This is a genomic window from Postechiella marina, assembly GCF_039538365.1.
Classification (GTDB): Bacteria; Bacteroidota; Bacteroidia; order Flavobacteriales; family Flavobacteriaceae; genus Postechiella; species Postechiella marina.
Genome location: NZ_BAABCA010000001.1, coordinates 50466 through 63993, shown reverse-complemented (window position 1 = coordinate 63993; position 13528 = coordinate 50466). Strand labels below are relative to the sequence as shown.

The 13528-nt window shown below is 29.7% G+C and carries 13 protein-coding genes; 4 read left to right on the top strand and 9 right to left on the bottom strand.

The window, feature by feature from the left end:
* Positions 1 to 82: 82 nt before the first annotated feature.
* Positions 83 to 1210: a TlpA family protein disulfide reductase gene (locus tag ABD715_RS00180; protein WP_344785745.1), complete on the bottom strand. Its 1128-nt coding sequence runs from the start codon at positions 1208 to 1210 to the stop codon at positions 83 to 85.
* A 316-nt stretch (positions 1211 to 1526) separates the two neighbouring features.
* Here ABD715_RS00180 and ABD715_RS00175 point away from each other — a divergent pair, with 316 nt between their 5' ends.
* Entirely contained in the window at positions 1527 to 2234 is a 708-nt protein-coding gene (locus tag ABD715_RS00175) for a DUF4197 domain-containing protein (protein WP_344785743.1), read from the top strand.
* 139 nt (positions 2235 to 2373) lie between these two features.
* On the top strand, positions 2374 to 2571 hold the full coding sequence (locus ABD715_RS00170) for a Lacal_2735 family protein (protein ID WP_344785741.1): 198 nt from the start codon (positions 2374 to 2376) through the stop codon (positions 2569 to 2571).
* A gap of 182 nt (positions 2572 to 2753) precedes the next feature.
* Here the strand turns inward: ABD715_RS00170 and ABD715_RS00165 are convergent, their stop codons facing one another.
* The 4 genes from ABD715_RS00165 to ABD715_RS00150 all read right to left on the bottom strand — a co-directional run bounded on the left by ABD715_RS00165 (position 2754) and on the right by ABD715_RS00150 (position 6390).
* On the bottom strand, positions 2754 to 3563 hold the full coding sequence (locus tag ABD715_RS00165) for an ABC transporter substrate-binding protein (RefSeq protein WP_344785739.1): 810 nt from the start codon (positions 3561 to 3563) through the stop codon (positions 2754 to 2756).
* 42 nt (positions 3564 to 3605) lie between these two features.
* Complete coding sequence (gene pyrF, locus ABD715_RS00160) at positions 3606 to 4424, bottom strand: orotidine-5'-phosphate decarboxylase (protein ID WP_344785737.1); 819 nt, start codon at positions 4422 to 4424, stop codon at positions 3606 to 3608.
* Between the two features lie 37 nt (positions 4425 to 4461).
* Positions 4462 to 5538, bottom strand: a complete 1077-nt coding sequence (prfA, locus tag ABD715_RS00155) for a peptide chain release factor 1 (RefSeq protein WP_344785735.1) — start codon at positions 5536 to 5538, stop codon at positions 4462 to 4464.
* A 141-nt stretch (positions 5539 to 5679) separates the two neighbouring features.
* A complete protein-coding gene (locus tag ABD715_RS00150; protein WP_344785733.1) occupies positions 5680 to 6390 on the bottom strand; it encodes a hypothetical protein in 711 nt (236 codons plus the stop codon).
* A 264-nt stretch (positions 6391 to 6654) separates the two neighbouring features.
* Between ABD715_RS00150 and ABD715_RS00145 the strand changes: the two genes are divergently transcribed.
* Entirely contained in the window at positions 6655 to 7029 is a 375-nt protein-coding gene (locus ABD715_RS00145; RefSeq protein ID WP_344785731.1) for a hypothetical protein, read from the top strand.
* Positions 7030 to 7250: 221 nt separating this feature from the next.
* A complete protein-coding gene (locus ABD715_RS00140) occupies positions 7251 to 7889 on the top strand; it encodes a hypothetical protein (RefSeq protein ID WP_344785729.1) in 639 nt (212 codons plus the stop codon).
* A gap of 59 nt (positions 7890 to 7948) precedes the next feature.
* Here the strand turns inward: ABD715_RS00140 and ABD715_RS00135 are convergent, their stop codons facing one another.
* From ABD715_RS00135 to ABD715_RS00120, 4 genes are all read right to left on the bottom strand, one after another.
* The gene (locus tag ABD715_RS00135; RefSeq protein WP_344785727.1) at positions 7949 to 8788 is read right to left on the bottom strand and encodes a DUF4249 family protein; all 840 of its coding nucleotides are present in this window, start codon (positions 8786 to 8788) and stop codon (positions 7949 to 7951) included.
* A gap of 12 nt (positions 8789 to 8800) precedes the next feature.
* Complete coding sequence (locus tag ABD715_RS00130) at positions 8801 to 11074, bottom strand: TonB-dependent receptor (protein WP_344785725.1); 2274 nt, start codon at positions 11072 to 11074, stop codon at positions 8801 to 8803.
* A gap of 99 nt (positions 11075 to 11173) precedes the next feature.
* On the bottom strand, positions 11174 to 12214 hold the full coding sequence (locus ABD715_RS00125; RefSeq protein WP_344785723.1) for a DUF3078 domain-containing protein: 1041 nt from the start codon (positions 12212 to 12214) through the stop codon (positions 11174 to 11176).
* Between the two features lie 76 nt (positions 12215 to 12290).
* Entirely contained in the window at positions 12291 to 13469 is a 1179-nt protein-coding gene (locus tag ABD715_RS00120) for an AIR synthase related protein (protein ID WP_344785721.1), read from the bottom strand.
* Positions 13470 to 13528: the final 59 nt, after the last annotated feature.

The following is a 13528-nucleotide window of genomic DNA, read 5'->3' as shown; positions in this document are numbered from 1 at the left end:
TAACTTACATTATACTAACAATAAAAAAAAGCTCACAAGTTAGTATTTGTGAGCCATCTATTCTATATAAATTTTAGTGTATTTATCGAGCAGTGTAAACGTACTGCGGAATTTTTTCTACTTTCTTTTCTACCTTAATACCATAATCGTCAAGGTTAGAAGACATAAACTCAAAATACTTATAATGTATATGCCAATCGTGCAAATCTTCATCATTACTCTTTTCATTAAAAATAATAGGTGTTTCTAATAAACCAGATAATTTATAAACTATCTCGTTTAAAGACACATTATCTGCTTTAATCTCAGAATCTCCAATTAAAAACTGCGGATTATTAACTCCCCAATCTATTTGGTTAGTATCCCAAAACTTAGGCGAATCTACAGTTAAAACAATAACATCTCCCTCGTGCTCTTCATCTTTTTTTCTCAATTTTAGAGCCCTTAAAATGTATTTTTCTTTATTAAAAAATACCTTAGTATCTTTTCTAAAACGCATCGAGTAATACTTATTTAATTCTGCAGGTATTTTAACTTGGCCTTTATAACTTTTTAAATTATAAGAAATAATATCTTGTAAAGAACCTCTAAACTCAACAAAATCGCCTTTATCTATAACTTGGACATCTGAAGATTCGAATTCAATCGCCTTATCTTCATTAAAAACAAAGTTCTTTTTTATAGCTTCTTCTTCCTCTTTTGGCACAGCTACTTCTTTTTTATATTCTTGAAGTTTAAAAAAAGAAGAAACAGACACCGTTTTTTTATTTCTTGCTAAATATCCGCCTACATTATAATTTTTTAAATCTGCAGCATGACCTTCCCATAACTTTTTTCCATCGGCATTAAATAATATACCATATGGTAAACTTCTTACGTTGTGTTTTAAAAATGTATCACCTTCATAATCTATAGCAACTGCTAGACGCATATTATGCTTTGCCATAAATTTTTTAACCACTTCTGGACTTTCTTGTGTTAAAGAAACAATATAAAAGTTGTTAGGAAATTGCATTTGTAAAGATTCTAAATATTTAGAAGCATGCACACAAGGTCCACACCAAGTAGCCCAAAAATCTACAAAATAGAGTGCATTTTCGTCGCTCTTAGCTAAAGAAGAGGGTTGAATATTGTTAGAAATTTTTACTTGCCCCCAGAAAAACATCGGACTAAGAAATAGAGCAATAGCAAATAACAATTTAAACTTCATTATAATAACCTATAATTAATTAATACTAACTAATAAACAAATATTGTGCTAAAATAGTATTTTACTTAATTAATTTAATGATTCTTTTGCTTATAGCTATTAAAAATCATTAAACATTATGCAAAAATAAAGTCTTAATTTACAACTTGCTTATTGTTTAACTCAGGGTTATTTTGGTTTAAACGAATAAATAGTACTTGATTTTATACTAATTTACAATAATATTAAAACAAAAATCATAAAACAAATATAATATTCAAGCATTTATAGAGCTTAAAATTTATATTTGCTTAATATATAGAAACACATATTATTTATGATACGTAAGTTATTAGCATTTGCCCTAGTTTTTAATTTTACTGCCTGCGCAGAATTACAACAAGTAGTTAACCAATTACCACAATCTGGTGGCGCTATAGGAAACACAGAAATAGCATCTGGTTTGCGCCAAGCCCTAGATTTTGGAATAGATAAACAGGTTACAAAACTAACTCAAACAGATGGTTTTTTTAAAAACGATTTAGTTAAAATTTTATTACCAGAAGAACTTCAAAAAGTAGATAAAACACTTAGAGACATAGGCTTAAGCAAACTAGCAGACGAAGGCTTAAAAGTGCTTAACAGAGCTGCAGAAGATGCTGTTAAAGAAGCAACACCTATTTTTATAGATGCTGTTAAAAGTATTACGTTTGCCGATGCTAAAAATATTTTGGTGGGTAGCGACGACGCTGCAACACAATACTTAACAAGTAAAACACAAACTGCTTTATACGATAAATTTAATCCTGTAATTAAACAATCTTTTAGTAAAGTTGGTGCAGATCAAATTTGGAGTAACCTAATAAACAAATACAACACCGTACCTTTTACATCTAAAGTTAACCCAGATTTAACAGACTATGTAACACAAGAAGCATTAAAAGGCGTGTTTACAATGATTGCTGTAGAAGAAAAAGATATTAGAACTAAATTTTCTTCGAGGACAACAGATTTACTAAAAAAAGTTTTTGCTCTACAAGACTAAAACATATAAGCTATTAATACAAAGAAAACGAATGCCAAAAACATTCGTTTTTTTTGTTTCTAAAAATCTAACAATCAATTAGGTTAATTGCATTTTAAATAATTAAAATGTATATTTAAGTTCCTTATAAATTAATAGCATGAATAAAATAGATACTATAAAAAACAGTCAAAATAAGCTTAGTAAACGCTATAAACAACTTATGGAACAAGCTTATAATTTTAGACAAACCGACTCTGCATTAAGCGATATTTCTGAGTATAAAGCTATCAAACTTTTAAATAAGCTAAACAGATTAAAATTTTTAGCTAGAGATCAAAACAAAATTAGTGTTTAAGTTTATTTATTAATTCTTTAACTTTTTTCTCACATCCAAAAATTAGAAAATACCGTACTTTATATAAAAAAGAAAAACTATGAGTACACATTTTTGCAAAGTCGGTAAAATTAAACCTAATTTAAACAAACTAATAAGCCTAAAAGAGCTAGAAAGTAAAATTTCAAATTTTGTAGACGATGCTAGTAAGGTAGATTATTCTGAAGGCTTAAACGCAAGTTTTTAAAGTATTTAAAAGCTTTTAATAGTCTTGAACCATACCAAGAAAACATTTCTCCATCTACTGTAATTACTTTTGCATTAGGGTAATACAATTGCATTTCTTTTATATGAGAAGTATTGAAAGGAAAAGGTTCTGATGACAATAAAACGAGTTCTACTTCTTTATTTGAGTTAAATTCTGAAAGCTCTATTTCGGGGTAACGGTTTTTTATGCTATAAATATTTATAAACTTATTAAAATCTAATAAGTAGTTTATAAAAGTATTATTAGCTGCCACCATCCAAGGGTTTTTCCAAATAAAATAAACCACTTTTATTGTAGGTTTACTTGTAATAAAAGCTTTAAAAGAAATGACTTCTTTAAGAATATCATGTACTAATAACGCTGTTTTATTTTCTACGTTAAAAATGGTACCGTATTGTTTTATTAATTCTAAACTGTCTTCAATATTAAAAATATCTGAAACATGAGTAGAACAAATTAACTCACAAGCCTCAACAATATCTTTAGTGTTTTCTTCTTTATTGCAAAGAATAATATCTGGATTAAGCGCTTTTATTCTGTTTATATGAATTTGTTTTGTACCACCAACTATAGTAGTCTTTCCTTTTATATCTATAGGGTGTACACAAAACTTAGTAATACCAACAATACTATTTTCTAATCCCAAATCGCATAATAACTCGGTTTGACTTGGCACTAAAGAAATTATGCGTTTTGGTGTGTTTTCGAAATAAAGCTTTCTGTTTATTTGATCTACTACTTGCATAACAAACCTTTAGGTTTACAAAAATTAAACTAAAAAGAGTTATTACTTATTTTTAATAATAATTTCCATTTCGTTTTGAAGCTCTTGTGCTTTTTCTGCTGCTGCTTGTGCGTAATCTGCATTGGAAGATGCATAAATAATTCCTCTAGAAGAATTTATTAAAAGCCCTACATTATCACTCATACCATATTTACAAACCTCTTGCAAATTTCCGCCTTGCGCACCTACGCCTGGCACTAAAAGGAAACTATTTGGAATAATTTTTCTTATATCTGCAAAATACTCTGCCTTAGTTGCCCCTACTACGTACATTAAATTCTCTGAATTGTTCCATGATTTTGATGTTTCTAAAACTTGTTTATACAGCTCTTTACCATCAACAGTTTTTGTTTGAAAATCGAAAGCACCTTGATTTGATGTTAATGCCAACATAATAGTGTGTTTATTTTTAAAAGTTAAAAAAGGTTCTACAGAATCTTTTCCCATATATGGTGCTACAGTAACACTATCGAAAGCTAAATCATCAAAAAATGCTTTGGCATACATCGTACTTGTATTACCAATATCGCCACGCTTAGCATCGGCAACTGTAAAGATTTCAGGATAATTTTCGTTTAAATAATTAATAGTTTTCTCTAAAGATTTCCACCCTTTAATTCCGTAAGCTTCATAAAAAGCTGTATTGGGTTTATAGGCTACGCATAAATGATGTGTTGCATCTATAATTGCTTTATTAAATACAAAAATAGGATCGTCTTCTTTTAAAAGATGTTTTGGTATTTTATTTAAATCGACATCCAACCCTATACATAAAAAGGATTTTTTTATTTTAATTTGCTCTATTAATTCTTGTGTTGTCATGATATAAAAAAAAGCCTCTATAAAGAGGCTTGTTAATTTAAATTACATTATCGTTTGCCTTTAACTTTTCTGTGTTTTCAGCTAGCATTAATTCGTCTATTATTTTCTGGATATCTCCGTTTACAATATTCGATAAATCGTAAAGCGTTAAGCCAATTCTATGGTCTGTAACGCGACCTTGCGGATAGTTATACGTTCTAATTTTCGCACTTCTATCTCCACTGCTTACCATACTACCACGTTTCTCTGCATCTTCTGCATTCTTTTTGGCTAACTCAAGCTCGTATAAACGAGAACGCAATACTTTAAATGCCTTTTCTTTATTTTTATGTTGAGATTTTTGATCTTGACATTGCGCCACCAATCCTGTTGGTATATGTGTTAATCGAACTGCAGAGTATGTTGTATTTACAGACTGCCCTCCAGGACCAGAAGAACAGAAAAAATCTATTCTTACATCTTTTGGGTTTATTTCTACATCAAACTCTTCGGCTTCTGGAAAAACCATTACTGTAGCAGCACTGGTATGTACACGCCCTTGAGTTTCTGTTTGTGGTACACGTTGTACACGATGTACTCCTGCTTCAAATTTTAATGTACCGTAAACATCTTCGCCATTTACTTCAAACTGAATTTCTTTAAAACCACCATTGGTACCTTCACTAAAATCTACAGTACTTACGCTCCAACCTTTACCTTCGCAATATTTAGTATACATTCTAAATAAATCTCCAGCAAAAATACTTGCTTCATCTCCACCTGTACCAGCACGTAATTCTACTACTGCATTTTTAGAATCTTCTGGATCTTTTGGTATTAAAAGAACTTTTATTTCTTCTTCTAGCTTTGGTATGCCTTCTTTAGCTTCTTCATACTGCATTTTGGCCATATCTACCATTTCGGCATCGCTTCCATCTGCTATAATCTCTTCTGCTTCAGCTAAATTATTCGTAAACTCTATATACGCCTCTCTTTTGTCCATTAAAATGCGTAAATCTTTATATTCTCTATTAAGCTGTACGTATCTTTTTTGATCTGTAATAATATCTGGTTGAATAATTAAATCACTAACCTCATCAAAACGTTGTTTTACTATCTGTAATTTCTCTAACATCTGCCTTTTTTAATTGGAAACCAAAAATACGATAATTTATGTATTTACAATAACTACATTGCATTGAACTCGTATAACTTTTAAAAATAACCGTAGTTAGGCTAACATATTTACACCAAAAACAATAAAATAGTTAAGTTTTTAAATGTTACCCGTTTTTATTAATTTGTGTAAACTATCGCCTTTGTCTTCATCTATAAAACTAATAACACCACAACATAAACCAAATAAATAGAAAAAGAATTCTAAATAAAACATAAAGGTATACTCTAAAAAATAGCCCAAAATCCCTAATATTTCTGCTACAGTTAAAAATGAAGCTAATAATAAGAAATATTTAGATCTAGAATTGTGTAATAATCTATATCTAAAAGCGCTCATATATAAAAATATAAGCACAAATCCGTAAATAGTAAACAACGTAATCATGTGCTTGGCAGAAACAAAATCAGATATCATATTAATAACCTCGTAAATAACATATAAGTTTATAATAAAAATAAGTGTGTAAATTAAAAAGTCGCTTTTGCTAATTTTATTTTTCTTCTGCTTTGGAAACACATAAATTAAAAGCATAAAATACCCTAGTAATTTAAGGCTTGTTGTAATCTCGCTATAGGCAATATCTCTATATATAAATATAGCCAAGCCCGAAAGCGTAAAGAACAGCCAAAAAAGAAAAATACTCCAAGCTTTTATTTTTTTGTATTTAATAAAAATTATAAAAAACGAAATTTCTGCAAAAAGGTTTACGCTAAAAATACCGTCTTGAATATTAAAATATTGAAAACCACAACATAAAATAAAAAATACTGAAGTAAGCAATAGAACTCTATTATTAATATTAGGCATTTTAAGGAGCTTGAATTACTTTTAATTAATAGTGCAAGATAATTATATCTCTAGAAAATGTACTAATTACCCTATAATTATTTTTTATTTAGTCCGCTTTTTTTACCTATAAACCAAAAAATACCTTAAAAATTAGTAATAAGTAAATTATGCATAGTAAATTATCGTTGAATGATAATCATAAAACAATAATAACCTTAATAATTTTTAAATACAGAAAAAACTAATATTTTTACTCACTTAACAAAAACAAACAATCAAATTATGAAAAAATTTTATGCCCTAGCATTATGTGCTGTTCTTGCTTTTAACATCTCTTGTGGAAGTGATGACAATGGAGATTCTTCTAAAGTAAAAGGTTCTCTAACAGTAGAGGAAGGTAAAGAACAACTTGAAGACAACTCTATTGAGTTATTAAACAAAATTGAAGATTTTAAAGATAATGATGCTTTAAGCAAAATTATAGAACTAGCAGAATATTTAAGTCCTGCTAATACAACAAAAAGTAGTGATTCTAAAAATATAGCATTAAACACAATTTCTAATATCTCTTCTATAGAAGGTACTAATAAAGGTATCATTTCATTTAACGCAAAACAAGCTGTAACAGTTGTGTTGTTGATGATTCTTCGCTTTTAGATGATTATAATGAAGAAAAAGGAATTTACAACTGGAACTCTGAAACAGAAGAGTTTGATAAAACAGGAACAAGCGACGATATTATTTACAACATAGCTTACAACAACGGAAAAACAGCTGTATTTACTGTTACAGATTTTAACACAACTATTGCTGGAGGAGATGATACAGAAGAATTACCTACGCTTGCTAAGGCAAATTTAAAAATAGATGGCGTAACGGTGTTTTCTCAAGAATACTCTGCTACGTTTCAAGATGGACAATTAATACCTGCTAAAGTTAACAACACCACTACTATTGCAGATTTTCATTTTATTACAGCTTACACAAACTCTAACAACAGTACAGTTAAGCAATCTTTCCAATTTAAACTTAACAGCGATGTTATTACAGGATTTGATTACACTGCTAAAGGAAACTTTAATAATGAAGACGGTAATGTTGAAGATATATTTGATAGTGTAAGTGTATCTTTTCAATTCTTAGATGCAGCTTTAACAGTTAGTGCTAAAGACGATAACTTTGACTCTGAAGACGAAACCTTAACTATAGACGAGGAAATAGCGTTATTAAACAGTAATACTAGTGCCCAATTAAGTATTAATAATAAACTAATAGCAGAAAGTGAGTTTTACAAAGATGAAGATACTTATACGGATTACCAATACAATTCTAACTCTCAATCTTGGGAAGAAGTTGAAATAACTGAAGACATTATTAATGCAAGATTCTTATTTGAAGACGGAACAACTAACGATTTTGACACTTACTTTGAAGGTTCTTTTACAGAATTAGAAGATAAGTTTGAAGCTGTTTTTGATGCTTACGAAGATTTATTTGGAAACATAGAAATAGACTAAATAATCTAAACTTAAAAATATAAAAACGACTGTTTATAATTTATAAATAGTCGTTTTTTTTATTCTGGAATTTCAAATTTAAAAGACTCAACACTTTCTCCAGACCAGTAACCAAAAGCTCCATTACTTATATTGCTAACCACTGCATTAGAAAAGGAAGAATCTTCTAACGGGCTTGTAACATCGCCTTCTATAGATTTCCAAAAATAGAATTGCTCTTTAGTTATAGATACTATTTTTAATTCCAATACCTCACCCACTCTAACATGGTTTTCTTTTTCTCCACTATCTTCATTAAACTTAATATAACTCACTATTAACGGAAAAGTATTTGTAGAAATATTTTCTGTATTAAATATAAAAGGGCGTGCAAACTCAAACCGTTTTTCGTTTTCGTTCTTTATTAAAATTTTAAAATACCGGTCTTCGTCTGTATTATTTTCTATTGTAAAATTAATGTCTTTATAATCTGGCTCTACTACGCCTTCTTCTTCCCAAGTAGAAAACGACACATCTAATACATTTACTTTTTCTGGAATAGTAGTTATAGATTTAAATTCTTTGCCTCTAATAGTTACAGATAAATTGTATTGTTTATTTAATTCTCCCTTAATAATATTACTTCTATAATATAAATAAGGAAAACGACTATCGTCTCTTTTTAAAGTTAATATCTCTGAGATTTCACCATCCGACAGTTCTACTTTTGCCTTTGCTTCCATAGACCTTGCCACCTCCATAGAATCTATTACACCACTAAAAGGTAAGCTATTGGTTAAATTAATTCTCGCAAATTCTCCTTCTAATATTTGCCCCTCAACTGTTAACTCATCAGACAAAATAACGTTGTTATTTTCGCAACCAAACAATACAATAAGTAATAAATAATAAATTTTCATATCATTATAAATTTAAAAGGAAAACAACCAATTTAGCGTTGGTAATATTGGAAATAGATTATCTCTATTCTCTGTTATTTCTATAAACGTATCATCTATATCGCCTTCTGTAGAGAAATAAATTTGAAACGGGTTTTTATTATTATAAGCATTATAAAGCGTTAGGTTTAATTTCGATTTCCATTTACCTTTATGCTTAAAAGCGTAAGTACACGATAAATCTAGCCTATGATAATTAGGAAATCTTGATGCATTTTTAGATTCAAAATTAAGTATTGGTCTTTCGTTAATAATCCTTACATCGTTTGGTCGGGTATAATTTTGTCCGCTAGTAAATAAAAACAGAGCCCCTAATTCTATTCTATCGTTTAATTTATAGTGAGCTATAGAATTTACATTTATTGGCCTGTCGAATGTTGCCGAAAAAGAATGCCCATTATTTATTTCATCAAATTCTGCAATGGTATTAGATAGTGTCAAAGCAAATTGAGCAGTTAACTTATTTATCTTTTTACTAACACTAAACTCTAGTCCGTAAGAATCAAATTTACCAACTAAAATATCATTATATATATTATTAGAAAATAAATTATTTACAGATCCATTTTCAAATTCGGTGTAATTAGAAACATGTTTGTAATACAAAGCACTATTTAATTGCAATCCATTTTCTTCAAAAGCGTAACCTAAACTATATTGGTTTACAACTTGTGGTTTTAAGTTATTAGAGCTTACAACAAAAAAATCGGCTGGTAAACTAAAAGAGGTTACTGATGCTTGATGAATAAACTGACTTAATCTTTGGTAGCTCATCTTAAAGGCTTGATTTTCTTTAAATTGATATTTAAAGCTTACTCTAGGTTCTATAACAAAATAATGTTCCCTATCTACTACAGCATTTTTTTTACTAAAAAAAGAGGTAGCTCTAAGCCCTGCTTTTACTTTTGTTTTCTGAGAAATAGGCCATTCTAAATCGCCATACAAACTAAAATCATCATAACTAAAAGTTTCTTGATTTAAAATTTCTAATGGCACCTCATCTATCCTAGCATTTACACGTTTAGGAAGTATTTTATTTATATTAAAGTCTGCCCCTATTTTTAAGCTATATACATTGGGTTTATCCCATAAAAAAAAGTGTTTTAAACTTAATACATTAAAAGTACTCTTAGCATTATAATCGTATGGAAACTCGTTATCTCCAAAAGAAAACTCATAATAACTATTAGAAAGTGTTGTTTGCGAACTTAAAATACTAGAGAATTGATGTTTAAAAGTTGTACCAAATAAAACGTTTCCCCATTCTAAATTTCTACTTCTTCCTTTGGTATGATCCTTAAAGTTATCTTTTGTTAAATAAAAAGTGGTTTCTAAATTACTTTTTGGGGATAGTTTTAGGCTGTGCTTTCCTAAAAAATCGTAAAGAAAATAGTTTTTATCTTTTCCAAGAACAGATGTATCATCGCCAAAAAAGGGTTTAAAAATTTCTAAATACGTTCTTCTACCAGATAACAGTAAACTATTGGTTTCGTTTACTTTTATGTTACCGGTTAACTTTGTAGATAACAAACCTAAACTTCCTTCAAAATACGTACTATCTGAAGGTTTTAAGGTTTGTATATTAGTTACCGAAGATAATCTGCCTCCATAAGCAGCATCAAAACCAGCCTTAGAAAACTCTAGAGCCTGAACAAAATCTGAATTTATTGCAGAAAACACACCTCCTAAATGCGACGTATTATGTAAATATATATTATCTAACAATGTTAAATTCATACTACCATTACCACCTCTAACTAAAAGCCCAGACTGTCCTTCTGTAGCTTGCTGTACACCGGGAGTGTATTGAATTAACTTTATAACATCTTTTTCGCCTAATATAAAAGGAAGTTTTTCTATATCGCCTTTAGATAAATAAATTTGATCTGGCACAACTCGCTTTAACTGGCTACTAGAAAAATTTCTAATTACTACCTCGTCTAGCGCACTTATTTTTGGCTCTAAATAAATAACACCTTTTAAATCGCTTACTTTAATGGTTTGTGTAGTATAACCTATTTTAGAAAAAATTAAACTGCGTGTATCTAAAACATTATTTAAGTTAAATATGCCTTTTGCATTGGTAAAAGCTCCTCTTTTAGTTTTTTCTATCTGTACAGAAACGTCTTGGATAGGATAATTTGTATCAAAATCTATAACTTGAAATGATATACTTTTTTGAGCTGCAATGTTATTATTTAAAAATACAGAGAAGAGTATTAAGCATACTAATTGGGCCTTATTCATTTACTATTTTAACAATAATCAGTTTACAGCAAATCTAAAAACTATTGCACGCCACACAAAACTTATACTTACTTTTTTAAGACAATTTATTAGCAGTTATTAAAAATCTACAGCAAAGCCAATGCCTAAAAATTGTTTCCATTGTATTCTTGCCCCAGCCTCGTCAAACTCACCTTCTATATCTGATGGTTTTGTAGTTTTAACATCATCATCATATTTTAAATGAGACTCTAATGTTGCTCTTATAAAACTATTAACTTTAAAGTCGAAACCAAGTCTCCAGTCTATATCTATATTTCCAAAATTATGTACGTAATCAGAATATAGACTTAGTAAATTTTTTGCTACTATATTTTCTGCAACTTCCATTTCGTAGCTATTGGTTATTAAAATACCTACCTCACTTCTTACTCTTTCTCCTGGTGTAATAATATTTCCATCATCATCAATAATAGCTGGATCTACACCAAAAGCACCTGTATTTGCCAAATCATCATCAAGTACAAATGTGGTTTTTAATGTTATAGGCGAAAAATAAAATGATAACTCGTCAATATCTTTTCCATATTCCATTCCGCCACCAAAAAACAGATATCCTGGCGCCATTAATCGCGATATAGGGTTGTCTTTATCTGGATATTTATATCCATTAGCTAATTGCGATTTAAAATTGAAACGTGCAGAATAAAACCAATGTGAATTATTTTCGGGTTTATATCCTAAATTAGATGTTATTTCGAATAAATCATCTGTTTTTCTTAATTCTCGTTTTTGTTGCTTATTTATTCCGTAACGCACAGACAAGCTGTTTTTCCAGAAAAAATACTTGTCTTTATAATCTGCATTAAACTTATATCCCAATAGAGCAGATACAGAATTACTACCTCCAGAATTCCAATTTACAAAAGTTACCTCGCTTAAATCTATGCTTGCGTTACTTTTTGTTTTCCACTCTGGTCTTTGTATTTTTATTACTTTCTCTTTAATAAATAAGGAGTCTGGTTGGGCATAAACTGAAAACGAAAAAAATAAAAAGACAACTAAAAATCGTTTATAAATAATAAAGTTTGGGCTTTGTTGCTCTGGAAAAAAAGAAAACGTCTTTAGGCCTTTTACTAACAATCTTTTTCGAATATTCATTATATAGATTATGTTAAGTTATCTCCAATTTACAGTTTTCATCAAGAATCATTCCAATTTAACAGAAAACTAAATTTTAATAACTAAACTCTCCAAATTCACTTTTTATTGTAAGCTTTTTTGTGTCTGATGCTTCTACCCTACCAATTACTTGAGCATTAACATTAAAAGATTTCGAAATTGCAATAATATCTTCTGCTATTTCTGGAGATACATACAACTCCATTCTATGCCCACAGTTAAATACTTGATACATCTCTTTCCAATCTGTTTTAGATTGCTCTTGAATAAGTTTAAATAATGGTGGAATTGGAAACATATTATCTTTTACAATATGAAACTGATCTACAAAATGAAGAATTTTGGTTTGCGCACCACCAGAGCAGTGTACCATACCATGAATAGTTTCGCTATTAAATTGAGATAAAATCTTTTTTATAATTGGCGCATAAGTTCGTGTTGGAGACAATACCAACTTACCTGCATCTATAGGAGAATCCTTAACCGTATCTGTTAACTTTACGCCTCCAGAATATACTAAGTCTTCTGGCACAGAAGCATCGAAACTCTCTGGATAAGATGCTGCTAAATACTTACTAAACACATCGTGTCTTGCAGATGTTAAACCATTACTACCCATACCGCCATTATACGATTTCTCGTAAGAGGCTTGCCCAAAAGACTCTAAACCAACAATTACATCGCCAGCTTTAATATTTGAGTTGTCTATTACCTCGCTTCGCTTCATTCTTGCAGTAACTGTAGAATCTACAATAATTGTTCTAACTAAATCTCCAACATCGGCAGTTTCTCCACCTGTAGAATGTATAGTTACTCCAAAAGATTTTAAATCGTCAAGCAGTTCTTCTGTTCCATTAATAATAGCAGAAAGTACTTCGCCAGGAATTAAGTTTTTGTTACGCCCAATGGTAGACGATAACATAATATTATCTGTAGCTCCTACACACAATAAATCGTCTATATTCATTATTAACGCATCTTGAGCTATACCTTTCCACACAGATATATCTCCAGTTTCTTTCCAGTACATATAAGCTAAAGACGATTTTGTTCCTGCACCATCTGCATGCATAATTAAACAGTAATCGTCATCATTTGTTAAATAATCTGGTACGATTTTACAAAATGCTTTTGGAAACAATCCTTTATCTATATTCTTAATCGCGTTGTGAACATCTTCTTTTGATGCCGAAACACCACGTTGCGCATAACGCTTAGAAACTTCTTGACTCATAATCTTTTATTAAGCTACAAATTTAATTTTTTTGAATGTAAAAATCCTGCTTTTTTAAG

Excerpts from the sequence above, each read along its gene's own strand:
- ABD715_RS00180 (WP_344785745.1), bottom strand. The coding sequence starts at position 1,210 with ATGAAGTTTAAATTGTTATTTGCTATTGCTCTATTTCTTAGTCCGATG.
- ABD715_RS00175 (WP_344785743.1), top strand. The coding sequence starts at position 1,527 with ATGATACGTAAGTTATTAGCATTTGCCCTAGTTTTTAATTTTACTGCC.
- ABD715_RS00170 (WP_344785741.1), top strand. The coding sequence starts at position 2,374 with ATGAATAAAATAGATACTATAAAAAACAGTCAAAATAAGCTTAGTAAA.
- ABD715_RS00165 (WP_344785739.1), bottom strand. The coding sequence starts at position 3,563 with ATGCAAGTAGTAGATCAAATAAACAGAAAGCTTTATTTCGAAAACACA.
- pyrF (WP_344785737.1), bottom strand. The coding sequence starts at position 4,424 with ATGACAACACAAGAATTAATAGAGCAAATTAAAATAAAAAAATCCTTT.
- prfA (WP_344785735.1), bottom strand. The coding sequence starts at position 5,538 with ATGTTAGAGAAATTACAGATAGTAAAACAACGTTTTGATGAGGTTAGT.
- ABD715_RS00150 (WP_344785733.1), bottom strand. The coding sequence starts at position 6,390 with ATGCCTAATATTAATAATAGAGTTCTATTGCTTACTTCAGTATTTTTT.
- ABD715_RS00145 (WP_344785731.1), top strand. The coding sequence starts at position 6,655 with ATGAAAAAATTTTATGCCCTAGCATTATGTGCTGTTCTTGCTTTTAAC.
- ABD715_RS00135 (WP_344785727.1), bottom strand. The coding sequence starts at position 8,788 with ATGAAAATTTATTATTTATTACTTATTGTATTGTTTGGTTGCGAAAAT.
- ABD715_RS00130 (WP_344785725.1), bottom strand. The coding sequence starts at position 11,074 with ATGAATAAGGCCCAATTAGTATGCTTAATACTCTTCTCTGTATTTTTA.
- ABD715_RS00125 (WP_344785723.1), bottom strand. The coding sequence starts at position 12,214 with ATGAATATTCGAAAAAGATTGTTAGTAAAAGGCCTAAAGACGTTTTCT.
- ABD715_RS00120 (WP_344785721.1), bottom strand. The coding sequence starts at position 13,469 with ATGAGTCAAGAAGTTTCTAAGCGTTATGCGCAACGTGGTGTTTCGGCA.